We start from the raw sequence: 24,469 nt of genomic DNA on the forward strand, positions 1-24,469 counted from the left end.
CGACCGACTCGTGTGGATCGACTGTGAGATGACCGGCCTCGACCTGCGCTCCGACGCGCTGATCGAGGTCGCCGCCCTGGTGACCGACTTCGAGCTCAACGTGCTCGGGGAGGGCGTCGACCTGGTCGTGAAGCCGCCCGCCGAGGCGCTCGACCAGATGGGCGACTTCGTCCGCACCATGCACGAGACCTCGGGCCTGCTCACCGAGCTCGACCAGGGCCTCAGCCTGGCCGAGGCAGAGGAACAGGTGCTCGCCTACGTCAAGCAGCACTGCCCGGACGGCAGCCGCCCCCCGCTCGCGGGCAACACCGTGGCCACCGACCGGGCGTTCCTGGCCCGCGACATGGTCGACCTCGAGTCGTTCCTGCACTACCGGATCGTCGACGTCTCCTCGATCAAGGAGCTCGCCCGCCGGTGGTACCCCCGGGCCTACTACCAGGCGCCGGAGAAGCGCGGCAACCACCGTGCCCTGGCCGACATCCGAGAGAGCATCGAGGAGCTGCGCTACTACCGCGAGGCGATCTTCGTGCCGGCCCCCGGGCCGGACAGCGACGCCTCGCGCGCCATCGCCGCTCGGCACGGAGGGGCGCTGACCGGCGCACCCGAGGAGCACCCCGCCCCCGATTCCGCGCCCGGCACCTGATTCCCGTACACTCTCCGCGTCCCCGGCTCCGCCGGTGACGCCCTTGGTGGGTGTAGCTCAGCTGGTAGAGCACCTGGTTGTGGTCCAGGTGGCCGCGGGTTCAAGTCCCGTCACTCACCCCACGCTGAACAAGCACGATCGGGCCCCTGACCTCGCGGTCAGGGGCCCGAGCAGTCTCGGGGCCGAGCACCCCGGACGCCGGCTCTGCGGCCCTCGCCGGCAGCGATCTGTCGGGAAACGCTCTCAGCTCGGCGGACGACCGCCTAGCCTCCGCAGCATGCTGTCAGTCGCGTCCGCCACCGCCGCTGCTCTGGCCCTCGCCCTGCTGGTCGCACCGGCACCGGACTCGCCTCAGCCAGGGGACCGAGCCTCGGCCCGCGAGGGAGCCTCGGCCTTCACCGATGCACCCGACGATGTGAGTGAGCTGGGCTACCTCGACCTGCGACGGGTGAGGGTCACCAACACCGCGAAGCGGATCCGGGTCACCTACACGACCCGCAGCGCCGGAAACCGGCGCGGGGCGGAGACCCTCTGGCTGGACACGACACCCAAGCGCCCCGGCCCCGAGCTCGAGGTCGGCTTCGGTCGCTACAGCGAGGGCTGGGTAATGCCCCTGCGCCGATGGAAGCGGGACACCTCGAAGGCCGCACGCCGCAAGTGGAGCCCCGACTACACCCGGGTGGGCCGCTGTGACCGCACGGTACGCACCGACTCCCGGTGGGAGCACGGCTTCACCCCCGTCACGATCACCATCCGCAAGAAGCCGGGGTGCATCACGACGGCACGAGCGCGCGTTCACCTGCACACCACCACCGATGCCTTCGACGGAGGCTCGGACAGTGAGTACGACAGGTGGCCGTCCCGGGTCCGCGACGACCTGCCCAACGGAGACCGCAGCTTCACTGCCTGGGTCACGCGACGTGGCACCGGAACACCGTCCCCGCCCCCGCCCGGACCGCAGCGCGCGGTGGGAAGCGGTACTTTCACCGACGGCCCCGACCCGGTCCGCTGGTGGTCCGACCTGCTCGAGGTGAGCGCCCAGCACACCCCGACCAGCCTCGACCTGGAGATCCGGCACCGGGTGAAGCCGACCGGGCAGTACGGCCTGTTCGAGACCTTCCTCGACGTCGATGCGGACGCCGTGCCTGATTGGCGGGTGGACGTCGTGGACGCCGGCGGTGGAAAGTACCTGTCCCGGGTCACCTCCTGGTCTCGTGACGAGGTATGGGAACCGGAGCAGTGTGCGGTCGACGGCCTGATGACACCCCACGGGTCGTCTCGGGCATGGTTCTCGCTGCCCACCAGCTGCCTGGGCCAACCTGCCGAGATCCGCATCGCCGTCCGGTCCCAGGACTTCACCAACGGCGGCCCGCGCCCGGTCGACTGGCTGGGCGCTCCCGAGGAGTGGTACGTCCTGCCGTACGGCGACCCGGTGGCCCGCAGCGCCCTCCCCCCGGTCGCTGACGGATCCCCCTGACCCTCCCAACTCGGGCCGGCCGCGGCCGGCTCGGCAGCTGAGTCAGGGCGACGCGCGGCAGCGAGTGACCCGGGCAGCCTCGTTCAGTCGGTCTCGCCCTCACGGTCACGCAGCAGCAGCCGGCAGGCCAGCACGGTGTCGGCCTCGAGCTCGGCCGCGGTGGTGTGCCGGTTGAGCGCGGAGATGACCAGGCCGTACCACGCCTGCTCGAGCAGGCGCAGCAGCCGCTGGTCGTACGCCGTCGGCTCGGCGATGCCTCCCGCCCGCAGCATCAGCTCACGGAACGCGGCGCCGACGCCGTCTTCCGGGGAGTGGGCGACCGTGGCGTTGTTGGCCTGCAGCATCGCCTGGGCGAGCAGTGGCGTCTCGAGCAGGTCGCGGCCCGCGCGGACGAGAAGTCGGCCGATGCCGTCCGCGGCTGCCGCGCCCGGTCCCGGCTCTATCGGCTGCGCGGCCATCTGCTCGACCCGGGAGCGCATCAATGCGGTGAACAGGTGCACCTTGGACGGGAAGTACCGATACAGCGTGGCGATGGCGACCCCGGCGTCGCGGGCGACATCGTGCATCTGCACCCGATCGAAGCCGTGGGCGGCGCCGTGCCTGGCCGCGGTGCGCAGGATCCGCCGGTGGCGCTCCTTCTGCTCCGGCGATGCCGGCTCGGCGGCCGGCCGGTCCGCGGCTACGCGTGGCAAGGGCCCCCCTGACGTCGACTGCCCACCATCCTGCCCACCATCCTGCCCACCATCCTGCGTCGCCGTCCGCACGGTCGCCGGGCCCGCGACCGGTCAGCGGGACCGGGCTGAGGCACAGTGCTGAGGCACAGAGCTGAGGGGCAGTGCGACGCCTCACACCGACCGCAGGCCGCGGCCGCCGTGTGCTGGGCCCGGGTCGGGGTGCAGCTCGGCGGACACGCGACGGGCGGCGTGGACCACCAGCGGAGCCACTCGCTCCAACGGCGTGCTCGCATCGCCGGTCAGCGAGATCGCGGCGATCGGTCCGTCGGGGCCGCGGACGGCCACCGCCACGCAGGCGATGTTGTCGAAGCACTCGCCTCGCTCGACGGCCACTCCGCCCCGGCCGCGGACGCGGTGCAGCTCGAGGTGCAGGGCCGACAGGTCGCCGGCCGGATGTCCGGTGCGGATCGAGGGCTCGCCCGCGACCCGCTCGTCGACGTCCTCGGCCGCCAGCCACGCCAGCATCGCCCGGCCGAGGGCGGTGCAGTGGGCCGGGGCGTCGCCGCCGACTCGCGACGGCACCGAGGCGGCCTGCCGGCCACCGATCTTGTCGAGGTAGCGGACGCGTCCGCCCTCGAGCACCGCGAGATGCACGGTGAGGCCGGTGCGCATCATCAGCGAGTGCAGGTGTGGCGCGGCTGCCGAGCGGATCGCGGACAGGTCGTCGGCCTCCCCGCCCAGCTCGAGCGCGCGCGAGCCGAGGCGGTAGCCGAGGCTGGAGTGCTCCAACCAGCTCAGTCGCACCAGCTGGTCGAGGATGCGGTGCGCGGTCGAGCGCGGCAGGTGGGTGAGCCGGGCGACGTCCTCGAGCGTGAGCTGCACGGTCCGCCCAGGGAACGCGTCGAGGATCAGCGTCATCCGCTCGACCATCGACGGCGGCAGCTGCCGGCGCTCGTCGCTCTCGACGCGGGTGACGCTCATCGGACCTCCGGAAAACTGAAACAAATTCTAGTGTCTGCTCACGGTAGCCCCCGACCGCTCGCCGCGGAAGCGATCGAGTAGAACTTGTTGCAGTTCTCCCGGCCGACCGTCCCCGGTGAACGGGATCGGTGGTCTCGTCCGAACCACCGGACCGCGAGACTCGGACACCGCGGCCCGGCCGACCAGGCAGCAGACCCCCTCCCCGACTCCGGAAGAGGTGCCCTCCGCGTGATCGCCACCCGACACCACGGCCCCTGGCCGGTGACCGCCGGCGGCCGCGAGGCGCCCGCCCTGCTGGCGCCCGGGGCCCCCGGCGAGACACCGTGACCGGCGAACCGACCTTCGGCCGGCTGGTGGCCGATCGAGCCGAGGACGAGGCTCCCGGACTGTGGTTCGAGGAGCGGCACTGGACCTGGCGTGAGGTGGTCGAGGAGTCCCGCCGCCGGGCGGACCTCATGGAGGGGCTGCGGCTCGACGGGCCCTGGCACGTCGGTCTGGCGCTGGAGAACACCGCCGAGCACCTGTTCTGGTGGCTGGGCGCCGCTCTGGCCGGTGCCACCGTCGTCGGCGTGAACCCGACCCGGCGCGGCCCCGACCTGGCTCGCGACCTCACGTTCACCGAGTGTCAGCTGCTCGTCGCCGACGAGAGCCGGCGTCCCCTTCTCGATGGACTCGACACCGGCGTCCCCGACGACCGGACTCTCCTCGTCGACGAGCCGGAGTACGCCGAGCGGCTGGCCGCCGCCCGGCCCCGCGACCTCGCGCGGGTCGACGCCGTGCCCCCGGACACGGCGTACTCACTGGTCTTCACCAGCGGCACCACCTCGGCACCCAAGGCGGTGATCTGCACCCAGCGACGGATGGGCCGGATCGCCGTACAGCAGGCCGAGCGACGCCGGCTGACCTCGCGCGACGTCTTCTACGTGGTGATGCCGATGTTCCACTCGAACGCGATCATGGCCGGCATCGCGCCGGCGGTGCGCACCGGCGGCACCCTGGTGCTGCGGCGCCGGTTCTCCGCCTCGCAGTGGCTTCCCGACGTGCGCCGGCACGGCGTGACGTTCTTCAACTACGTCGGCAAGCCGCTCAGCTATCTGCTGGCCACCCCCGAGCGGCCCGACGACGCGGACAACCCGCTGCGGATCGCGTTCGGCAACGAGGCCTCCGAGCGTGACATCGCCGAGTTCGGCCGCCGCTTCGGCTGCCAGGTGGTCGACTCGTTCGGCTCCAGCGAGGGCGAGGTCCGGATCATGCGCACCCCGGACACCCCTCCGGGCTCGCTCGGCGTCGCCCCCGAGGGCACGGTCGTGGTCGACCCGGAGACGCTCGCCGAGTGCCCGCCGGCGCGGTTCGACGCCGCCGGCCGACTGCTCAACGCCGACGAGGCGGTCGGCGAGATCGTCAACCAGACCGGCGCCGGCCTGTTCGAGGGCTACTGGAACAACCCGGAGGCGGGGGCCCGGCGGCTGCGGCACGGCTGGGTGTGGTCGGGTGACCTGGCCTACCGGGACGCCGACGGCTTCTTCTACTTCGCCGGCCGCTCCGGTGACTGGCTGCGGGTGGACGGCGAGAACATCGCGACCGCACCCGTCGAGCGGCTCCTCGCCCGGTTCCCGGCGTTCTCCGGGGTGGCCGTGCTGGGCGTCCCCGACGAGGTCGGCGACCAGGTGCTCGCCGTCGCCGAGCTCGCCCCGGGCGCTGCCTTCGACGCCGACGCCTTCGCCCGGTTCCTCGCCGAGCAGCCGGACCTCGGCACCAAGTGGGTGCCGCGCTACCTGCGCGTGGTGGCGGACCTGCCGCGCACCGCCACCAGCAAGGTCGTCAAGCGGCGGATCGACCTCAGCGTGGACGCCGACGACGTGCTGGTGCGGGAGGGGCGGTCCTACCGCTATCGGCGGCGGGCTACCTGACCCGCCGCACTCTCGCCACGTCGTCGGCGCTGCCGGGCACGGCCACGTCGCTGCCGGCGAAGACGGCCCGGGCGAGGTAGGACCCGGGCTCGAGGCGCTTGAACACGGCGCGGGCCCGGCCGTCGGCCAGCTGGACGGTGCGGCTGCGGCCGCCGAGCGAGATCTCGACGGCGCCGGTCAGGTGGCCGCCGGGCAGCCCGGCGGCGTCGCCGTCGACGACCACCGTGGCCTTGCCGCGGCGACCGGTGGCGCGCACCCGGAGCACCGTGCGGGCCCGGACCCGCTCGGGGAAGGTGACGGTCTGCCGGGCCGGCAGGTGACCCTCCGGCGCGACCTCGACCCGCACGGCGAGGCGGGCACCCACGTCGGCCGGCTGGAGCAGGTACGCCGCGGAGGTCGCGCCGGCGATCTCCTTGCCGTCGCGAAGCCAGGCGTAGCGGGGGCGCGCGTCGGCCGGCTCCCAGCGTCCGGCGTCGACCCGCAGCTTCGAGCCCTCGACCGCGGTGCCGCTGCCCGCGAACGGCTTGGCGATGCTCGCCGCCGGCTGCCGGCCGCGCTCGATCCGCCGGGCGGCGCGCCGGCGGATCTTCGGCAGGGCGTCGTAGAGGTGGCGGCCGGGGCAGGCGGTCTCATTGGTGTCGCGGTGCCCGTCGATCACCGGGAGCTTGACCCGCCGGCCGGACCGGAACCGGTCGCTGCCCTCGCTGACGACCGCGACCCGGCCGCGGGCCTTGCGGCCGTACTTGTCCAGCTTCCAGGCCGCCACGTCGGCGACCGCGGCGAGGATCGCCTTGTTCGGGACGACCTGCTCGAAGTTGCCGATCACCGAGACACCGGTCGAGTCGGAGTTGAAGCCGAGCGTGTGCGCCCCGCGGACCGCCCGGTGCGGTCCGCCGGCCCGGCCCACCCAGACCCGCCCGAACCGGTCGACCAGGAAGTTGTAGCCGAGGTCGGACCAGCCCAGCGACTGGGTGTGGTAGGCGTACATGCCGCGGATCAGTGCGGGCACGTCGCGGCGGCTGTAGTCGTTGCTGTTGACGGTGTGGTGCACGTGCACCTGCCGGATGGTCCGCTCGAAGGTCGGCTTGTCGCGCCAGGACTCGTTGGCGCCCCAGTCCTTGCGGGTGCGCAGGGTGGGCGCCGGGACGCCCTCCTCGGGGTCGCCGGCACGCTGACGCGCAGCGGGTGCGCTCGGGGTCTCCGCGTCGTCGCCCGGCAGCGGCCGAGGATGGAGCAGGACGAGGGAGAGCCCCGGCGGGCGGGAGCCGCGGACCCGGACCCGGACGCCGTCGGCCGCGCCGACCCAGGAGAGGTCGGTGCCGACCGTGGTCGCGCCCTCGCCGGAGGCGGCCTCGGGGGCCTCGTGGGCGCGGGGGACCGCTTGCCAGGACCGCCACGCCCCGCCGATGCGGGAGCTGGTCTCGAGCCGGGGCTCGGCGCCGCCGGCGTCCCAGGTGAAGGCCACCATCGAGTGCGTGCTCGTCGGCAGCCGGCCGCTCTGCCACAGCCCGGGCCGGACCTGCTCGAGCACCGCGTCGTCCAGCGGCAGGGTCAGCGACGCGACGCCCATCTCGCCGCCGCCACTGAGCTGCAGCACCCCCTGGGGGTCGTGGCCACCTGGCTGGTCGTCGGCGCCGACCCCCAGGCGCGCGGCGACACCGAGCCCGGCCACGGCCGCGGCCCCGGAGGAGGCGGCCAGCAGCAGGGGACGCCGCCGCGCGCGGCGCAGCAGGGCCGCGTCGTCGTCAGGGCGTGGAGCGGACGTCATCGCTCCATTGTGACGTCACACCGGTCCCGCCTGTCACATCCGGGGCCGCGCGTCACTCCTTCATCCGCGCCCGCGGGCACCCCGCCGACGCCTGACTGGTCCACTCCGCACCCTGTCGGAATAACCCCCCGGGGGGTTCATGTTACGGTTCCGTCCGATCCCCTCGGGGGGTTACCAGAACATGCTGACGTCGATGGGAGACGCAACGCCATGACGCCGACGGCCACCCGCCGCCACGCCACCGCACCACCTCCGGAGTTCGACCCGGGCTTCCGACCCGGCCCGCTCGGACGCCTCGGCGTCTGGGTCACCGACCACGCCCGACTGGTCTCCCTGGTCTGGGTGCTGCTCATCGTCGGCCTCGGCATCTTCGCGCCGAAGGTCGAGCACAACCTCTCCGGCGCGGGCTGGCAGGCGAACAGCTCGGAGTCCGTGGAGGCCCGCGAGCTGGCCCGCGAGCACTTCGGCGGCAACGCCAGCTCGGCGATCCAGGTGGTCGTGCAGTCCACCGACGGCCCGGTCACCGAGGGTGAGGGCAAGCAGGTGCTCGCCGAGGTCACCCGGATGCTGGAGGCCGAGCCGCGGATCGCCGACGTGCTGGCCCCGCAGCCCGGAGCCACGCTCTCGGCCGACGGCAGCACCGCGATCGTGCTGGCGGGCGCCGGCGCCGACACCAACGAGATGGTGCGGGTCGCGACCGACCTGAAGGAGGACCTGCAGGACCTCTCGATCGACGGGGTCGAGGTGAACCCCACGGGCTCCTCGCTGCTCTGGTCGGACTTCAACGAGGCGAACCTCGAGGCGATGCTCAAGTCCGAAATGGTCTCCTGGCCGGTGACGCTGGGCATCCTGGTGCTCGCGTTCGGTGCCCTGGTCGCGGCGGGCCTGCCGCTGATCCTGACCCTGGCGGGGCTGGTCGCGTCGGCAGGGTCGCTGGTGCTGATCAACGAGCTGGTGCCGGTCTCGATCTGGGCGATGAACTTCGCGATGATGTTCGCGTTGGCCCTCGGCATCGACTACGCCCTGTTCATCGTGGTCCGCTACCGGGCCGCCCGGATGGGCTGGCACGAGTCCAAGCAGCAGGCGATCGCCGAGACCATGGACACCGCCGGCAAGGCCGTGCTGCTCTCCGGCCTGACCGTGCTCGTGTCGCTCTCCGCGGTGATGCTGGTGCCCTCGCCCTCGTTCCGCTCGATGGCGGGCGGGATCATGCTCTCGGTGATCTTCGTGCTCGGCGCCACGCTCACCCTGCTGCCACTGGTGCTGTTCAAGCTCGACCACCGGATCAACAAGTTCGCCCTGAAGTGGGTGCACACCGGTGAGCACCGCTCGCCGAAGTTCGCTGCCTGGGGCGAGCGGCTGTGGAAGCGCCCGCTGGTCTGGGGCCTCGGCTCGCTGATCGTGCTCGTGGCCCTGGCCGCCCCGATCTTCGGCCTCAAGACCGCCATGCCGTCGATCAAGGTGCTGCCCGAGGACGCCTCCGCCCGCGTCGGCTACGACATCGTCCAGGAACAGTTCGGCGAAGGCGCCCCGGGCACGCTCCAGGTGGTCGCCGACGCCGAGGAGGCCGACGCCACCGGTGCCGCCCTCGCCGACGATCCCGGCATCGCCGGAGCCATGCCCCCCATGCCGGCCGCGGACGACAGCGGGCTGGTGCTGATCCAGGCCGTGCCAACGGTGGACCCCTCCGACCCGACGCTGGGCGAGACGGTCGACCGCCTGCGCGCTGACCTTCCCGACTCGGCCCTGGTCGGCGGAGCCGCGGTCGAGAACCTGGACCTGAAGACCCAGCTCGACGAGTCGACCCCGCTGGTGATCGCGGTGGTGATGGTGCTCGGCTTCCTGCTGCTGCTCGTCGCCCTGCAGGCGCCACTGATCTCGCTGCTGGGAACGCTGGTCAGCCTGCTGTCCACCGCGGCGGCGTTCGGTGTGGCCCGACTGATCTTCCAGGAGGGCTGGGGCGCCGACTTCTTCGGGTTCGAGAGCCAGGGCTTCCTCGACGCCTGGGCGCCGGTGTTCTTCTTCGCGATGATCTTCGCGATCGCGATGGACTACACCGTGTTCCTGCTCGCCTCGGCCAAGGAGCACTACGAGAAGTCCCACGACCCGCAGGAGGCCATGGTCGGCTCCGTCGCGCACTCCGGCCGGGTGATCTTCGCCGCCGGCGCGGTCATGGTCGCGGTGTTCTTCACCTTCGCCCTGTCGGGCCCGCTGCCGCCCAAGGAGATGGGCATCGTGCTCGGCGTGGCCGTGCTGCTCGACGCGTTCCTGGTGCGCCTGGTGCTGCTGCCCGTGCTGCTCCGGCTCACCGGCAAGGCCGCCTGGTGGAGCCCCGCCTGGCTGCGCAAGGTGCTGCCGAACATCACGTTCTCGCACGGCTGACCCCGCGGGAGGGCGGGCCGGCCTCCACCGGCCCGCCCCTCCCCCGCCCCACCGGCTCTCATCCGAGCATCAACCCGAGCCTCCATCGAGTCCATCCGAGCTTCCATCGAGAAGGAGAACCACCATGTGTCGTCCCACCACCTGCCGTACCTGCGGCAAGACCTCCTGGGCCGGCTGCGGCATGCACGTCCAGCAGATAATGGCCGGCGTGCCGAAGGCCCAGCGCTGCGAAGGCCACCCCGACCAGCAGTCCGGGGGCATGCTCAAGCGCCTCTTCGGGCGCTGAGCCGGCGCGAGGAGGAGAGAGATGAACCTCGACCGTGCGGTGTTCGCCATGGCGGGCGTCTTCATCCTGGTCAGCGTGCTGCTCGCCGTCACCGTCTCGACCTGGTGGCTCCTGCTGACCGCCTTCGTCGGGCTGAACCTGCTGCAGTCCAGCATCACCGGCTTCTGCCCGGCCGCCCTGGTCTTCCGGCGGTTCGGGCTGACCAGCGGCTGCGCGTTCCGCTGATCGACCACCCGGCCGAGCGGCCGGAGAACGGCGTCCGGACAGGGAGCGGCGCCGCGGATCTCTCCGCGGCGCCGCTCCCTGTCGGCGCTCCGCCCTGCCCTTGCGCATCGCCGAGATGTGGGTAACGTCACCAGTCCGGGAGAGCTTCACACCGCCATGGCAGCACCCGGCGGATCCATCGCCTGGAGATGGGAGGACGCCCATGACCCACCCGACCAGCGCCCCCGAGACCCAGCGGCCCCGCACCCGCCAGCATCGCTCCGAGCTGACCGACCGCCTGCTGCGTGAGGCGGCCGACTGCACCGACGCCGACCGTCGCCGCGACCTGCTCGAGCAGGTGGTCGTCGCCAACCGGGGCGTCGCCGAGGCCGTCGCCGCCCGCTACCGCAGTCGGGGGTTGTCGCAGGACGACCTGAACCAGGTCGCCTACGAAGGGCTGACCAAGGCCGTGCTCCGGTTCGACGCCGGCCTGCGCAACGACCTGCTGAGCTACGCCGTCCCCACCATCCGCGGGGAGCTCCAGCGCTACTTCCGCGACCAGGGTTGGACCATCCGCCCGCCCCGGCGCATCCAGGAGCTCCAGTGGCGAGCCGGCCAGGCCGTCGAGGGGCTCTCCCAGGAGCACGGGCGGGAGCCCACCCCCGCCGAGGTCGTCGCCGAGCTGGGCGTCAGCGCCGACGACTACGCCGAGGCGCTGGAGGCGTTCGGCTGCTTCACCCCAGCCTCGCTGGACCAGCCGGTCTCCCGCGGGGCCGTCACCACCGTCGCCGAACTGCTGCCCGAGGACGGTGACAGCGGTCTCGGCGCGAGCGAGGCGCGCGTGACGCTCGCCCCCGTCGTACGCCGGCTCAGCGCGCGCGACCGGCGGATCCTCTACCTGCGGTTCTTCGAGGACCGCACCCAGGAGGAGATCGGCCGCGAGCTCGGGGTCACCCAGATGCAGGTCTCGCGCCTGCTCTCGCGCATCCTCACCCGGCTGCGTGACGAGATCGGCTGATCCCCCGCGGGCCTCACCCGTACGCCGCGGTGTACGCCGCGCGGGTCAGGAAGGCCAACTGCGCAGGCTTCGCCGAGAGCGGCACCACCGGTCCCAATCGCATGCCGATCCGGCGCACCAGCGCGACGGCCTTGTCGTTGCGCGCGTCGGGCTCGACCACGAGGCGCTGCACGGCAGGGTCGGCGAAAGCGGTGGCGAGCACGAACCGGAACACCGCCGCGGTCAGGCCGTGCCGGGGGGTGTCGGCCGGTGCGAGCATGAAGTGCAGTCCGAGGTCGCCGGGGAGCACCTCGTAGTGCTCACCGACCTCCTCGGCGGTGGGCTGGTAGTCCTGCAGCAGCGCCACCGGCTCCTCGCCGAGGCGCACCAGCCAGGCGTGGTGGGTGGGCTGCTCGTCGATCCAGGTGTAGACGGCGTGCACCTCGTCGCGGCTGTGCTCCTGCATCATCCAGAACCGGGCCCGCTCCTGCGCCACCCAGTGGTGCAGCAGGTCGGCGTCGCGGTCGGGGACGACCGGGTCGAGCCACAGCGGGCTGCCGTCGAACTGGTGCGTCTGCCTGCTCACCGCTCCTCCTCGGTGAGCCGGTCCCAGTCGGTGACCAGCTCGATCAGCTCGCCTTCGGCCCAGGTGGCCGCCTGGTCGGCGTGGTGCGGGCTCCCCGGGTCACCGCTCGCGCCCGTCGGCACGACCCAGCCACCGGACTGCCGGTCGGCGAGGTCCCAGACGTAGCGGGCGACGGAGCCCCGGAAGCACTCGTCGCTCTGCCCCGGCAGCGATCCGGTGCAGCGCACGCACTCTCCGTCGCCCGACACCGGCAGCCGCGGCAGGTCCGGCGGTCTCAGGCCCAGGCCGCCGCCGAGCACCTCGAAGACGTGCACGGGCGTGGCCACGTGGGTCTCGCCCCAGGTGGCCGGATGCCCGGCGGCATCGTCGAGGGCGAGCGTCGCCAGCCGGGTCAGGTCGATGCCGAACGGCTCGCCGGCCGCCAGCAGCCGCGGCAGGGCGAGCGCGACGCGGCCGGTCAGGTCGAGCCACGGCGCGAAGAGCGGATCGTGTCCGGAGGCGGGGTCCGGCTCGGCCAGGGGCGCGAGCACCGGCTCCGCCGCGATCCTGCTGACCAGGGCCGAGCGCCAGGCGGCGAAGGCCGCGGCCCCGATCGAGGCCGCCTCCATCCGGCCGTCCCAGGCCAGCACCGCTCGCTGCACCTCGGTGCCTCCGGCCCCGGGCCGCAGGGTGCGCACGTACTGCTGGATCCCCGGCACCGGCAGCAGCAGCGTGTCGTTGTGGAAGGCCTCGAAGTCGGCCGCGGTCAGCCCGGTGCGCCCCTCGAGGAGCTGGTGCAGGCGCCGGGCCCGCCAGGGCGCGGCGAAGACCGCGCCGACGGCGTCGCTCTCGGCTCCCCGGCGCTCGTTGGCCGTCACCACCTGACCGTCGGCGGGCACCTCGGTGCGGGGCAGCGGCTGCAGCCAGCCCGACCATGCCGACGCGGGGTCCTCCGCGCGGACGACGCCCTGCCGGTTCGCCTCGGCACGCACCGGCACCCGGCCGGCCAGCCGGTAGCGGACCGCCCCACCCGAGTCGGCCAGCAGCACGTTGTTGACCGGCTCGACCCAACGGTCGAGCGCGGCGTCGACGTCGTCGACGCTGCGCGCCCGCAGCAGCGGCACCAGCGCGGCGAAGCCGAGGTCGCCCAGCACGTCGGAGGCGGTGCGGAGGCTGAGACCACCGCCCTCGTCGGGGCCGCCCTGGAACACCGGACCCCGGGCGGTGGTGACGATCTCGAGCGGCTCCGGGGAGGCACCGCGCACGGGCACCTGCTCGAGGCGCACCTCCGCCGGCTCCCAGCCCTCGGGTCCCAGCGCCTCGACGCCTCCCCCGGACCCGCCGCAGCGGCGCAAGGACTCGGCGTACACGTCCTGGTAGTCGGCCATCGCGTTGGTGATCGCCCAGGCGACGGAGCCCTGGGACGCGCCCGTTCCGGTCACGGCGTGCGCGAAGTGCTGCACGCCGGGCACGCCGGCGAGGGCGAAGCCGGTCACGTCGAAGGTGTCGCCGGGGTCCTCGCTGGCCAGCCGCACCTGCAGGTAGACGCCGGGCTGCTCGATGACCCGGTGCGGGTCGCCGGCGACCAGGGGCAGCCCGGTGGCCGTCCGGCCACCCGCCACGGCCCACGCGTTGCTGCCGGCGGCCGAGGGCCACTCGTGGGAGAGCAGGTCCGCGTCCTGCCCGAGCACGGCCCGCGCCCGGTGCCGCCACAGCTTGCCGGGGAAGGCGCCGAAGAGCAGGTGCTGGGCGAGGAAGACCGCCAGCGGCGTCCACGGCTCCCAGGGCTGGGGAGCCGCGTCGAGCGCGACCAGCTCGGGCGGCACCGCGGACTCTGCGAGCCCGGCCCCGACCCCCTCGGCGTACGCCGCGACGAACGCCCGGCTCTCGTCGTCGAGGCAGGCGTGGGCGCGGTGTGCGATGCCGACCAGTCCGGCACGCCGGGCCAGTCGGTCCCAACCGAGCGCGGCGGGTCCGAACAGCTCGGCGGTGGTGCCGGTCGCCCGGCGGCGCAGGTGCTCCAGCTGCCAGGTGCGGTCACGCGCCGTGACCCGCCCCTGGCCGCGGGCGACGTCGAGGAGATCGCGGCCGCGCACGTGGGGGACGCCCCAGGCGTCGCGGTAGATCCGGGCCATGTGAGGGGACCCTAACCTAGCGCCCAGTCCCGCTCGGGGGTCGCCTCCTCCGCGGACGATCCGGCCGTCGCGGGGTCCGCCGCCGCGTCCCCCGAGCGGGCGGTCGGGTCGGCGGTCGCGACGCCGCGCAGCGGCAGCCGCACCATGAAGGTGGTGCCGGCAGCCTCGGCGGAGCGGACGTCGACGGACCCTCCGTGCTGCTCCACGATCGCGGCCGCGATCGACAGCCCCAGCCCACTGCCCGGGATCGCGCCCTTCTGGGCGAGACTGGACCGGAAGAAGCGGGTGAACAGCTGCGACTGCTCCTCGGCGGGGATGCCGATGCCGGTGTCGCGGACGGTCAGCGTGGCCGTCTCGGGCTCGACGTCGAGCTCGACGCTCACCGAGCCGCCGTCGGGGGTGAACTTGACGGCGTTGCCGAGCAGGTTGACCACCACCCGCTCCAGCATGTCGCGGTCCCCGTCGAAGGGCACCGGCGCGAGGGGAAGCCGCAGTCGCAGGCTCAGGTCACGGTCGGCCCAGGCCGGGGCCACCACGGCCCAGCCGGTGCGCACCGCCTCGGCCAGGTCGAGCCGGTCGGCGGCGATCCCGAGACCGTTCTCCTGCAGGCGCGAGAGCGTGAGCAGGTCGTCGATGAGCGACATCAGCCGGGTCCCGTTGGCCGCGACCTTGCGCACCGCCTGGCTCTGCGCCGCGGTGAGCTCGCCGAAGGCACCGTCCTCGAGCATCTCCAGGTAGCCGTGGATGCTGGTCAGTGGCGTCCGCAGCTCGTGGCTGACGCTGGAGACGAAGGCGTCCTTGACGGCGTCGACCTCGCGCAGCCGCTCGACCGCGTTCCGCTCCACCGCCAGCGCCTCCTCGAGGGCCCGCTGGGTGGCCATCTGCTCGGTGACGTCCTCGGAGGTGGACAGGTAGCCGACGACCGCCCCGTGGTCGTCGTGGAGCTTGCGCACCGTCACCGTGTGCATCCGCTCGGCGCCGTCCTTGCGGAGGAAGCCGAGCAGGGTGTCGCCGGCGTCGGCCTCGGTGAGCCGGTGCACGAGTTCGACCACGCTCGGCTGCCCGCGCCACGGGATGCCCAGCTCCCTGGCCTTCTCCTCGAGCTGCCGCTCGGTGTGGAAGTGCGTGGTCGGTCCGCCGAGCACCTCGTCGGCCCGCCAGCCCAGCAGCCGCTCCGCTCCGGGGTTGAACGTGGTGACCAGGCCGCGCTCGTCGGTGACGACGATCGCGACGCCGGTCGCGCCGTCGACGATGCGCCGCACCTTGTCGCGCTCCCCCGCCACGGCGCGGGAGGTGAGCTCCTGCAGTCCGACGGAGACCACCATCGGCACCACCATCAGCGCGCAGGTCATCGCGAACACGGCGAGCAGGATGCCGCGCGCCTCCACCGGCAGCTCGAAGACCTCGGGGGCAGCGGCGAAGGGGCCGCGGCCGGTGACGGTCATCGTCACCCCGAGCATGATCATGAGCACCATCTGGCCCATGGCCACGCGTGGGCTGGCCCGCAGGGCTCCCCAGGTGAGCAGCGGGATCACCGCGAACACCAACGAGGGCACCTCGGCGGACCAGAACGCCAGGGGCGTCGCCACCGCGACCACCGCCCACTGCGCGACCTGCTCGGCGCGTCCGGCCAGCGGCTCGTGCTCGGCGAGCAGCACCACCAGCGGCAGCAGGACCAACTGGGAGGCCGCGTGCGCGGTGAGCATCGAGATGCCCACCAGCGCCGGACTGCCGAAGCCGGTGAGCGCCGAGGTCGCCATCCCGCCCGCGGCGCCCAGCCCCGCTCCACCGACCGCGACGCCGAGCAGCGTGTGCAGGTCGCGGTTCTCCTGCAGCGTCGGCCGCTCGTCCCGTCCGCGGGTCAGGATCCACCAGACGAGCGCGGTCTCGGCGGTGATGCTCAACCCGTAGCCGAGTGCCACCTCGAAGGGCCGGTAGACGTCGATGGTGCTGACCGCGACCGTGAGGACCAGCGGCAGCAGCGCCAGAGCCCACCGTCTCCCACACAGGACGAGCATCGAGGAGGCCAGGCCCATGGGCCACGCCCCGAGCCCCTGGCCGCGTTCGGGCGCGGTCTGACCGCCCGCGACCGCGATCAGGGTGATCCCCGCGAGCAGCGCGCCCACCGCCACCGCCCGAGTTCCCGGCGCACGGGCTCGGTCTCTCAGGGAGGCGGAGCCATGCCTCATGGAGACCCCATCGGCACACCCCCGGCGTGGCATTAGCCGGACCCGCCCGCGACCCTGCTGCTATGGGTGGAGCACCGGGGCGGCTGGGTCGATGGCCTAGGTTGACCGGATGAGCACGAGCACGCACCAGGGTCAGCTGACGCGCGGTGAGTACGACGTGGTGGTGGTCGGGGCCGGGCACAACGGCCTGACCGCCGCGGCCTACCTGGCCCGGGCGGGACTGTCGGTGGCGGTCCTCGAGCGGCTGGACCGGGTCGGCGGGGCGGCGGTGTCGGCGCCGGCGTTCGCGGGCCACGACACCCGTCTCTCCCGCTACTCCTACCTGGTCTCGCTGATGCCGCAGCGCCTCGTCGAGGAGCTGGAGCTCGACGTCCGGCTGACCTCGCGCACCACGGCCTCCTACACGCCGTACCTGCGCGACGGCGTCGCCGGCGGCCTGCTGGTCGAGCGCCCCGAGGGCGAGGCCACCCGCGCGTCGTTCCGGGCACTCACCGGCGGCGACGAGGAGTACGCCGCGTGGCAGCGGTTCTACGCCGACGTCGGCGAGCTGGCCCAGGTGGTGGCGCCCACGCTGATGGAGCCGCTGCCGCTGGAGCGCGACCTGCGCGCGAAGGTCGACGCCGAGCTGTGGCGCGACCTGGTGGAGCGTCCGCTGGGCGAGGCGGTCGAGCGGCGCTTCCGCGACGACCTGGTGCGCGGTGTGGTGGCGACCGACGCACTGATCGGCACGTTCGCCTCGCTGCACGAGCCGTCACTGGCCCAGAACCGGTGCTTCCTCTATCACCTGGTCGGCAACGGAACCGGTGAGTGGCGGGTGCCGGTGGGCGGCATGGGCGCGGTCACCGACGCGCTGGCCCGCGCGGCCACCGCGGCAGGGGCCGAGATCCGCACCTCGGCCGGGGTGAGTGCGATCCGCGACAGCGGCGACGGAGCCGAGGTCACCTGGCACGACGGCGACGCCGCACACACGGTGCGGGGGCGGTTCGTGCTCGCCAACGTCGCCCCCTGGGTGCTCGGCATCCTGCTCGGCGAGCCCGAGGAGCCGGAGACCAAGCCGGCCGGATCCCAGCTGAAGATCAACTTCCTGCTCGACCGGCTGCCGCGGCTGCGCTCCGGGGTCGACCCGGCGGTGGCCTTCGCCGGCACCCTGCACCTGGCCGAGGAGTACTCCCGGCTCGAGACCGCCTACGCCGAGGCGGCCGCCGGGCAGGTGCCCTCGGTGCTGCCCGGCGAGGTCTACTGCCACTCGCTGAGCGACCCGAGCATCCTGGGCTCGGAGTCCCCCGGCACCCACACGCTGACCTACTTCGGGCTGCATACCCCGGCTGCGTTGTTCGAGTCCGACCCGGCGGGCAGCAAGGCACTCGCGGTCTCGCGGGCCATCGCCGCGCTCAACGAGCACCTCGAGGAGCCGCTCGAGTCGTGCCTGGCCCGCGACTCCCACGGGAACCCGTGCCTGGAGGCGAAGACGCCCCAGGATGTGGAGGCAGACCTGGCGATGCCGGGCGGGCACATCTTCCACGGCGATCTCGACTGGCCGTGGGCGCCCAACCGCAGCCGGCTCGAGACCCCCGCCCAGCAATGGGGCGTGCAGACCCACGTGCCGTCGGTGCTGCTGTGCGGCTCCGGCGCCCGCCGGGGTGGCGCCGTCTCCGGTCTGGGCGGACACAACGCCGCGCAGGCGGTGCTCGCCTCGCTGTGACGGCGCCGGTGGCCGAGCCCCAGCGCCGGTGGCCGAGCCCCAGCGCCGGTGGCCGAGCCCCAGCGCCGGTGGTCGAGCTTGCCGAGACCGGCCCGATTTTCGCGCCCGGTCACTCGCGTGTAGTCTTGGCGTCGCTTCGGCACGCGCCATTAGCTCAATTGGCAGAGCAGCTGACTCTTAATCAGCGGGTTCGGGGTTCGAGTCCCTGATGGCGTACCACACAAGGCCCCTGACCAGCGGAAACGCGGTCAGGGGCCTTCGTCGTTCGGGGCCGCGCGAAGTCGGAGCCTTCTGCCGGGGTTAGCCGGCGCGTCCCGGGGTATTGCCTCAATGCGACCACGGGGGGCGGTCGACCGACGAGCAGGAGGCAACCGTGAGCACGAGCACCCACTCCCCCGGGCACCACGACCCGCACGCCCACGAGGCGAAACGACGTGGAGCCTTCTCCTCCCGCCGGGTGTTCATCCTGGCCGCGATCGGCTCGGCGGTGGGGCTGGGCAACATCTGGCGGTTCCCCTACGTCGCCTACGAGAACGGTGGCGGGGCGTTCATCGTCCCCTACCTCGTGGCCCTGCTCTGCGCCGGAATGCCGTTCCTGCTGCTCGACTACGCGATGGGGCACAAGCATCGCGGGTCGGCCCCGCTGTCGTTCGCCCGTCAGGCCCGCGGGAGCGAGCCACTCGGCTGGTGGCAGGTCGGCATCTGCTTCATGATCGCGATCTACTACGCCGCGATCATCGCCTACGCACTGCGCTACACGCTGTTCTCGGTCGACCAGGCGTGGGGCAGCAAGCCGGACGCATTCTTCTTCGAGGAGTTCCTCCAGGTCAGCGACCCCGGCGTCACCGCTGACGTCGTCGCCGGCGTGCTGGTGCCGCTGATCATCGTGTGGGCCGCGGTCCTCCTGATCATGGCGCTCGGCGTGCAGAAGGGCATCGGCGCCACGGCGGTGGTCTTCATCCCACTGCTGGTGATCGCGTTCGGCGCCCTCGTGGTGCGCTCGCTCTTCCTGCCGGGCGCCGGCGAGGGGCTCGACGCGCTGTTCACCCCGGACTGGTCGGCCCTCCTCGACGCCAACGTGTGGGCCGCGGCCCTGGGCCAGATCTTCTTCTCGCTCTCGGTGGGCTTCGGCATCATGATCACCTACGCCTCCTACGTCGGGCGCAAGACCGACATGACCGGCTCCGGCTTCGTGGTCGGCTTCGCCAACTCCGGCTTCGAGCTGCTCGCCGGCATCGGGGTCTTCGCCGCGCTCGGGTTCATGGCCCAGGCCAGCGGCAAGGCGGTGGAGGACGTCGTCGCGAACGGCATCGGGCTGGCGTTCGTGGCGTTCCCGGCGATCATCAGCGAGGCACCGGGCGGCGCGTTCATCGGCGTGCTGTTCTTCGGCTCCCTCGTCATCGCCGGGCTCACCTCCCTGGTCAGCGTGATCGAGGTGGTCATCTCGGCGGTCCGCGACAAGTTCGAGCTCTCCCGCCAGGTCGCCGTCGCCGTCGTCGGCGTCCCCGCGGCGCTGCTGAGCCTGGTGCTGTTCTCGACCACGAGCGGCCTGCACGTGCTCGACATCGTCGACAACTTCATCAACCGGTTCGGCATCCTGCTGGTCGCCGTGGTCGCGATGGTGATCCTGGCCTGGCTCCTGCGCGCGCTGCCCGGGCTCGCCGAGCACCTCAACCACCACGGCTCGATCCGGCTGGGCCTCCCGTGGTACGTCCTCGTCGGCTTCGTGGCACCGGTCGGCCTCGCCCTGGTGCTGGTGAAGGACTTCATCGACACCGTCGCCGACGGCTACGGCACGTACCCCTCCTGGATGCAGTTCACGTTCGGCTGGGGGGCCGCGGGTCTGGTGATCGTCTTCGCGGTGGTTGCGACACTGGTTCCCTGGCACCGCAGCGTCTCGCTCGCACCGGGAGGCGAGAGCCCGCCCGGGGCTCGGGTCCGCGACCGAGAGGAGGAGTCGCGATGAGCATGGAGGCCGTGGTGATGATGGTGGTCGCGATGATGGTCATCTGGGGTGGGCTGGTCGGCGCCATCGCCAACCTCTGGCGAGATGACCCCTCCACCTTCGAGGACGACGCCGCCAACGGGTCGTAGCCGACCGCAGCTCAGACCTGCGGCGCCGGGCGCAGCACGGCCGACCTCGCCAGTCCGCCGTCCGGCTCCGTCAGGCAGCCCGCCGAGCGGCCGACCATCCGGAGGCCGGCCAGGTCGCCGGCCCCGAACCGGTCACGGTCCCGCGTCGCGTAGGCCATGATCTGGGCGGTATCGGCGAAGAAGTGCCCCAGCCCCACGGCGTGGCCGATCTCGTGCAGCAGCAGCTCGCCGCGGGTCCACCCGGCGCCGAAGCCGGCCGCCGCACGGGCGTCGACGTCGAGCGCGACCATGCCGTCGGTGATGAGCAGCTGTCCCGGCACCTGTGACCAGACCCCGCGAGTCACGCCGCCGACCCCGGCGACGTTGCCGCGCAGTGTCGGCACCTCGCGCTCGGTGGCCCAGCCGATCAGCAGGTCCGCCCGGCGTACGTCGGCGGCCTCGTCGTCGCGCCAGGGCACCTGCCGGCTGGTGCCCCGATAGCGGAACCGCAGGCCCGTCGCCTGGGCCACGAGACGCAGCGCCCGCTTGACCTCCGGGAGGGCGCCCGAGGGGAGCCGGCGGCCGCGCACGCGGTAGGCGATGACCTGGCAGGGGTTCCAGCGATAGCCCGACAGGGTGAAGGACGCGGCGAGCCCGAGCGGGTCGTAGCCGGGCTCGACGGCCAGCCGCCCGTTGGTCGCGGCGGCTCCCTCGTCGTGGCTGACGGTCTCGGGGGCGCGGACCCGCAGCGTGTGCGTGGTGAACCAGGTGGTCGGCACGGCGAGGCTCCAGGCGCCGTCCTGGTCGGAGGTGAGCGCGCGCAGGGTCTCCCAGCCGCGCTGGCGGGAACGGTGCTGCAGGACCACCTCGCGCGGCCCGCCGCTCACGGTGCCCGAGACGGTGACGCGCGCGCCACGCGGAACGGCCGCGTCGTCGGGCCAGACGACGGTGAGCTCGGTCGCCGAGGGGTCGGTGCGCCCAGCGCGCTCGGCTCCCGCCTGGGCGGGCGCCGAGCCGCCGGCGGCAAGCAGCGCCGCCGCCAGCAGCAGGGCGGCTGGCCGCCCGAGACGTCTGGCCACGCCCGCTCCTCCCTCACTCGAACGATGTGAGGTCCTCATCGGCGGGTCGCGAGCCCGCTTGAGCGGTGAGTCTATTGCCGGTGACCCGGGCGCGTCAGGAAGCCGAGGCCGCCTTGGCCTCGGCCCGGATCTCGCCGAGCCGCTCGCGCAGCTCCGGGTCGTTCATCACCAGGTAGACCAGGCCGCAGTCCTCCGGACCGTGCGAGCCGGGCTGGCACAGGGTGCACGGCTCACCGATCCGCACCGCGCACTTCGGGACCGGACCGGACCATGTCGTCTGGCGGGCCTGCTTGGCCATCTCGTTCCACTTCCTCCGCTTCGCTGTTCGCCTCCACGGTAGGAGCCGGTCAGCGCACTCCCCAGGGCCCAATGACCCGAGGCCACCGGGAGGCACTGGCTCGGCCTTGCTCAAGGAACGCCCAGGGTTCCCCCAAGGTCGCCTGAAGGCCCGGCGCCGCGGCTGACGCCGCTGGGAAGGTTCTCGTGGACCGACCTCGCCCTGCCATCCCGGCCCGCATCCCAGGAGCCCGCACCGTGAACCGACCCCTCGCCTCCGCCGTCGCGGCGCTCACCACCGCCGCGGCCGGGCTCGGCACCCTGGCGTTCGTGCTGCCCGGCAGCGCCACGGCCACCGGGCCGGACTCCGAGCAGGTGTGTGCCCCGCTGACCACCGGGAAGCAGGACGTGAGCGGCACGCTGCAGAGCATCACCTTCGACGCCCCGCCCGGCACCGTGATCACCGGCTACTGCGTGAAGGCCGGCAGCGCGAAGCACGGCGACGGACCGAAGTACACCGACCTCGCAGTCCCCGTCACCACCTTGACGTTCAAGTACCCGGGCGAACGCGACAGGGACATCTCGCACTGGTCGGTGACCTACGTCGACGCCGGCCCCACCGCGCCCCCCAGCCCCACCCCGTCGGCACCCACGCCCGGCGAGAGCTCCTCGCCCAGCATGCCGACCAGCACCCCGCCCACGACCGCCCCCACCACGACGCCTCCCAGCACCCCACCCACGGCGCCGCCCAGCACCCCACCCACGGCGCCGCCCAGCACCCCACCCACCACGGCCCCCACCGCGCCGCCGAGCACGGCCCCCACCGCCACACCCACCTCCTCCGGACCGTTCGACTGGGACTGGCGCTACGGCGACCCCAGCTGTGACGCGCTGGTGGTCGACTACCCCGCCGACCTGCCCTCGGGCCAGGCCAACGACGTCAACATCCGCCTCGAGACCGCGGATGGCGAGATCACCCTCAACTACCACAACAACGAGGGCACCTGGTCGGGGTCGATGGCGTTCCCCTACGCCCAGCACCCGCGCTGGCCCGCCGGCACCACCGACTACCAGGTCGAGTGGGTCCAGGTGGCCGGCACCAACTACCACTGGCAGGGGACGCTGCGCTGCGTCGCGGTCGACGACGGCGACCCCACGACGTACGACGCGCGGCTCGCGGTGAGCGAGATCGAGGGCTGGCGCAGCGGCCGGACGACGGTCCGGCGCGGCTCCGCGGCGCCTGCCGACACCGTCGTGGTCGAGAACGCCGGCCTGTCCGCGCTGACGCTCGAGAGGCTCCTCGGCGGGGCCTGGGCGCCCGTCGCCACCGTCACACCCAGCGACGCGGGGACCGCCCGGGTGGCCTTCCCTCGCGAGCGGCGGCGCGGCACGTCGGCCTACCGGCTGGTGCTGCCGGGCACCGAGTCGGTCACCGGCGCGAGCTCGGCCGTCTTCACCGTCAGGGTCCGCTGACCCGTCGAGGGAACTCTCTCGTCACGTGCTCCAGGGCACGGCCCCTTCCACTCGACCCGTGCCGGGACGAGACTGAGGGCATCGCGGCGGTGTGACCGGCCGCGGGCGGGGGTACCCGGGCGGCGGCACCGACCTTGGGAGACGACATGACGCTGACCTCAGTGTGGCGAGCACGCCGGCCGCGCACCGAGCCCGACGCCCCCGAGGTGGGGGGCCACTACGACATCGTGGTGATCGGCGCCGGGTTGACCGGCCTGACCACGGCCGGACTGCTGGCCCGCGCCGGCCGTTCGGTGCTCGTGCTGGAGGCCCGCCACGTCGGCGCCGGCACCACCCAGGGCTCCACGGCGAAGATCAGCCTGCTGCAGGGCCTGCAGTTCTCCCGCATCTCGCGCCGGCAGCCCACGGGGGTGCTGCGCGACTACGCCGAGGGCAACCGGGAGGCGCAGGCCTGGCTGGCCCGGTTCTGCGGCGACCACGGCGTCGCGATGCAGCGCCGCGCCGCCTACACCTACGCCCACGGTGCGATCGGCGAGCGGATGGCGCGCGCCGAGCTCAAGGCGGTGCGCAAGGCCGGCCTCGACGCCGAGTGGGTCGACGAGCTGTCCCTGCCCTACCCCACCCGCGGCGGGGTGCGGATGGACGACCAGTGCCAGGTCGACCCGGTTGAGCTGCTCGAGGCGCTGGCCGCCGACGCCGTCGCGCACGGGGTCACCCTCGTCGAGGGCGCGCGGGTGCAGCGGGTGCACGGTCACGAGCCCACCCGGGTGATCACCGAGCACGGCGCCGCCACCGCGGAGAACCTGATCGTCGCCACCAACCTCCCGATCCTCGACCGAGGCGGGTTCTTCGCCCGGGCCAAGCCCGCCCGCTCCTACGGACTGGCCTACCGCACGCCCGTCCAGGCGGTCGACGGCATGTACCTCTCCGCCGACGCCCCGTCCCGGTCGCTGCGCGACGCCCCCGCGGACGACGGCGGACACCTGCTGCTGGTCGGCGGCAACGGCCACAAGGTCGGGGCCCCGATCTCCGAGCAGTCGCGCATCGACGACCTGCGGGCGTGGACCGCCGAGCACTACCCGCAGGCGGTGGAGACCCACGCGTGGTCCGCCCAGGACTACGTGCCGCACCACGGACTCCCCTACGTCGGGCCGCTGCTACCCGGCCGCGACGACATCCTGGTCGCCGGCGGCTACTCCAAGTGGGGCATGACCAACGGGGTCGCGGCCGCACTGGCGCTGTCGGGCCAGCTCCTCGGCGGCCACATGACGTGGGCCCGGGCGTTCCGCAGCTGGACGCCGCGCGAGCTCACCGGCCTGCCGCAGTCGGCGTACCTCAACGCCGAGGTGGGCCTCGAGCTGACCTGGGGCTACCTGCGCCCGCTGCGCCACGCCGGCGCCCAGGGGGCGGCCCCCGGCGAGGGCGACGGCTTCGTGCGGTACGACGGGCCCGGACGCCCGACCGCCGTCTCCCGGGTCGACGGGGTCGAGCGCCGGGTCTCGGCGGTCTGCACCCACCTGGGCGGGGTGCTGCGCTGGAACGACGCCGAGGCGTCGTGGGACTGCCCGCTGCACGGCTCGCGCTTCGGCCCCGACGGGCGGGTGCTCGAGGGCGTGGCCACCTGCCCGCTCAAGGAGCATTAGCCGGGACGCCCG

General features: G+C 73.3%; 20 protein-coding genes and 2 tRNA genes. 14 read left to right on the plus strand and 8 right to left on the minus strand.

Translation table 11 applies throughout. From position 1 onward, the window contains the following. Positions 1-28 precede the first annotated feature (28 nt). From orn to D6B71_RS10220, 3 genes are all read left to right on the plus strand, one after another. Positions 29-643 carry an oligoribonuclease gene (orn, locus tag D6B71_RS10210; RefSeq protein ID WP_240641322.1) on the plus strand — a complete coding sequence of 205 codons (615 nt, stop codon included), beginning with the start codon at positions 29-31 and terminating at the stop codon, positions 641-643. 46 nt (positions 644-689) lie between these two features. Further along, positions 690-765, plus strand: a tRNA-His gene (locus D6B71_RS10215). A gap of 155 nt (positions 766-920) precedes the next feature. Then, a complete protein-coding gene (locus D6B71_RS10220) occupies positions 921-2,120 on the plus strand; it encodes a hypothetical protein (RefSeq protein WP_121254669.1) in 1,200 nt (399 codons plus the stop codon). Between the two features lie 83 nt (positions 2,121-2,203). Here the strand turns inward: D6B71_RS10220 and D6B71_RS10225 are convergent, their stop codons facing one another. Further along, complete coding sequence (locus D6B71_RS10225) at positions 2,204-2,812, minus strand: TetR/AcrR family transcriptional regulator (protein WP_121254671.1); 609 nt, start codon at positions 2,810-2,812, stop codon at positions 2,204-2,206. 153 nt (positions 2,813-2,965) lie between these two features. After that, positions 2,966-3,775, minus strand: a complete 810-nt coding sequence (locus D6B71_RS10230) for an IclR family transcriptional regulator (protein WP_121254673.1) — start codon at positions 3,773-3,775, stop codon at positions 2,966-2,968. 323 nt (positions 3,776-4,098) lie between these two features. Here D6B71_RS10230 and D6B71_RS10235 point away from each other — a divergent pair, with 323 nt between their 5' ends. Then, a complete protein-coding gene (locus tag D6B71_RS10235; protein ID WP_121254674.1) occupies positions 4,099-5,685 on the plus strand; it encodes an AMP-binding protein in 1,587 nt (528 codons plus the stop codon). Here D6B71_RS10235 and D6B71_RS10240 read toward each other — a convergent pair. Next, on the minus strand, positions 5,678-7,453 hold the full coding sequence (locus D6B71_RS10240) for a peptidoglycan recognition protein family protein (RefSeq protein WP_121254676.1): 1,776 nt from the start codon (positions 7,451-7,453) through the stop codon (positions 5,678-5,680). The two genes, D6B71_RS10235 and D6B71_RS10240, sit on opposite strands and share 8 nt — an antisense overlap. Before the next feature lie 210 nt (positions 7,454-7,663). Between D6B71_RS10240 and D6B71_RS10245 the strand changes: the two genes are divergently transcribed. The 4 genes from D6B71_RS10245 (at position 7,664) to D6B71_RS10255 (ending at position 11,343) form a co-directional block, all read left to right on the plus strand. Next, the gene (locus tag D6B71_RS10245; RefSeq protein WP_121254678.1) at positions 7,664-9,835 is read left to right on the plus strand and encodes an MMPL family transporter; all 2,172 of its coding nucleotides are present in this window, start codon (positions 7,664-7,666) and stop codon (positions 9,833-9,835) included. A 124-nt stretch (positions 9,836-9,959) separates the two neighbouring features. Further along, on the plus strand, positions 9,960-10,121 hold the full coding sequence (locus tag D6B71_RS22725) for a hypothetical protein (protein ID WP_164519610.1): 162 nt from the start codon (positions 9,960-9,962) through the stop codon (positions 10,119-10,121). A gap of 21 nt (positions 10,122-10,142) precedes the next feature. Next, positions 10,143-10,346, plus strand: a complete 204-nt coding sequence (locus D6B71_RS10250; RefSeq protein WP_121254680.1) for a YgaP family membrane protein — start codon at positions 10,143-10,145, stop codon at positions 10,344-10,346. Positions 10,347-10,548: 202 nt separating this feature from the next. Further along, positions 10,549-11,343 carry a sigma-70 family RNA polymerase sigma factor gene (locus D6B71_RS10255; protein WP_121254682.1) on the plus strand — a complete coding sequence of 265 codons (795 nt, stop codon included), beginning with the start codon at positions 10,549-10,551 and terminating at the stop codon, positions 11,341-11,343. A gap of 13 nt (positions 11,344-11,356) precedes the next feature. Here the strand turns inward: D6B71_RS10255 and D6B71_RS10260 are convergent, their stop codons facing one another. From D6B71_RS10260 to D6B71_RS10270, 3 genes are read right to left on the minus strand one after another with little or no spacing between them, the layout of a single operon-like run. After that, positions 11,357-11,908, minus strand: coding sequence for a GNAT family N-acetyltransferase (locus tag D6B71_RS10260; RefSeq protein WP_121254684.1), 552 nt, complete (start codon positions 11,906-11,908; stop codon positions 11,357-11,359). Continuing rightward, complete coding sequence (locus tag D6B71_RS10265; protein ID WP_121254686.1) at positions 11,905-14,022, minus strand: penicillin acylase family protein; 2,118 nt, start codon at positions 14,020-14,022, stop codon at positions 11,905-11,907. Before D6B71_RS10265 ends, D6B71_RS10260 begins: the two co-directional genes overlap by 4 nt. An 11-nt stretch (positions 14,023-14,033) precedes the next feature. After that, positions 14,034-16,148, minus strand: a complete 2,115-nt coding sequence (locus tag D6B71_RS10270) for a PAS domain-containing sensor histidine kinase (RefSeq protein WP_164519611.1) — start codon at positions 16,146-16,148, stop codon at positions 14,034-14,036. A gap of 172 nt (positions 16,149-16,320) precedes the next feature. Between D6B71_RS10270 and D6B71_RS10275 the strand changes: the two genes are divergently transcribed. The 4 genes from D6B71_RS10275 to D6B71_RS10290 all read left to right on the plus strand — a co-directional run bounded on the left by D6B71_RS10275 (position 16,321) and on the right by D6B71_RS10290 (position 20,007). After that, positions 16,321-17,913 carry a phytoene desaturase family protein gene (locus D6B71_RS10275; RefSeq protein WP_121254690.1) on the plus strand — a complete coding sequence of 531 codons (1,593 nt, stop codon included), beginning with the start codon at positions 16,321-16,323 and terminating at the stop codon, positions 17,911-17,913. Positions 17,914-18,056: 143 nt separating this feature from the next. Next, positions 18,057-18,132 (plus strand) — tRNA-Lys (locus tag D6B71_RS10280). Positions 18,133-18,286: 154 nt separating this feature from the next. After that, on the plus strand, positions 18,287-19,879 hold the full coding sequence (locus tag D6B71_RS10285) for a sodium-dependent transporter (protein ID WP_121254692.1): 1,593 nt from the start codon (positions 18,287-18,289) through the stop codon (positions 19,877-19,879). After that, positions 19,876-20,007, plus strand: a complete 132-nt coding sequence (locus D6B71_RS10290) for a methionine/alanine import family NSS transporter small subunit (protein ID WP_121254694.1) — start codon at positions 19,876-19,878, stop codon at positions 20,005-20,007. Before D6B71_RS10285 ends, D6B71_RS10290 begins: the two co-directional genes overlap by 4 nt. 11 nt (positions 20,008-20,018) lie before the next feature. Here the strand turns inward: D6B71_RS10290 and D6B71_RS10295 are convergent, their stop codons facing one another. Both D6B71_RS10295 and D6B71_RS10300 read right to left on the minus strand, forming a co-directional pair. After that, a complete protein-coding gene (locus D6B71_RS10295; protein ID WP_121254696.1) occupies positions 20,019-21,065 on the minus strand; it encodes a zinc metalloprotease in 1,047 nt (348 codons plus the stop codon). A 94-nt stretch (positions 21,066-21,159) separates the two neighbouring features. Then, positions 21,160-21,363, minus strand: a complete 204-nt coding sequence (locus D6B71_RS10300; RefSeq protein WP_121254698.1) for a DUF6767 domain-containing protein — start codon at positions 21,361-21,363, stop codon at positions 21,160-21,162. A 236-nt stretch (positions 21,364-21,599) separates the two neighbouring features. On the opposite strand from D6B71_RS10300, the gene D6B71_RS23100 reads away from it, so the two are divergent. Beyond that, positions 21,600-22,814: a hypothetical protein gene (locus D6B71_RS23100; RefSeq protein ID WP_206051676.1), complete on the plus strand. Its 1,215-nt coding sequence runs from the start codon at positions 21,600-21,602 to the stop codon at positions 22,812-22,814. A gap of 146 nt (positions 22,815-22,960) precedes the next feature. Beyond that, on the plus strand, positions 22,961-24,457 hold the full coding sequence (locus D6B71_RS10310) for an FAD-dependent oxidoreductase (RefSeq protein ID WP_121254700.1): 1,497 nt from the start codon (positions 22,961-22,963) through the stop codon (positions 24,455-24,457). Positions 24,458-24,469 lie beyond the last annotated feature (12 nt).

It is taken from the genome of Nocardioides ferulae, assembly GCF_003660455.1.
Taxonomy (GTDB): Bacteria; Actinomycetota; Actinomycetes; order Propionibacteriales; family Nocardioidaceae; genus Nocardioides; species Nocardioides ferulae.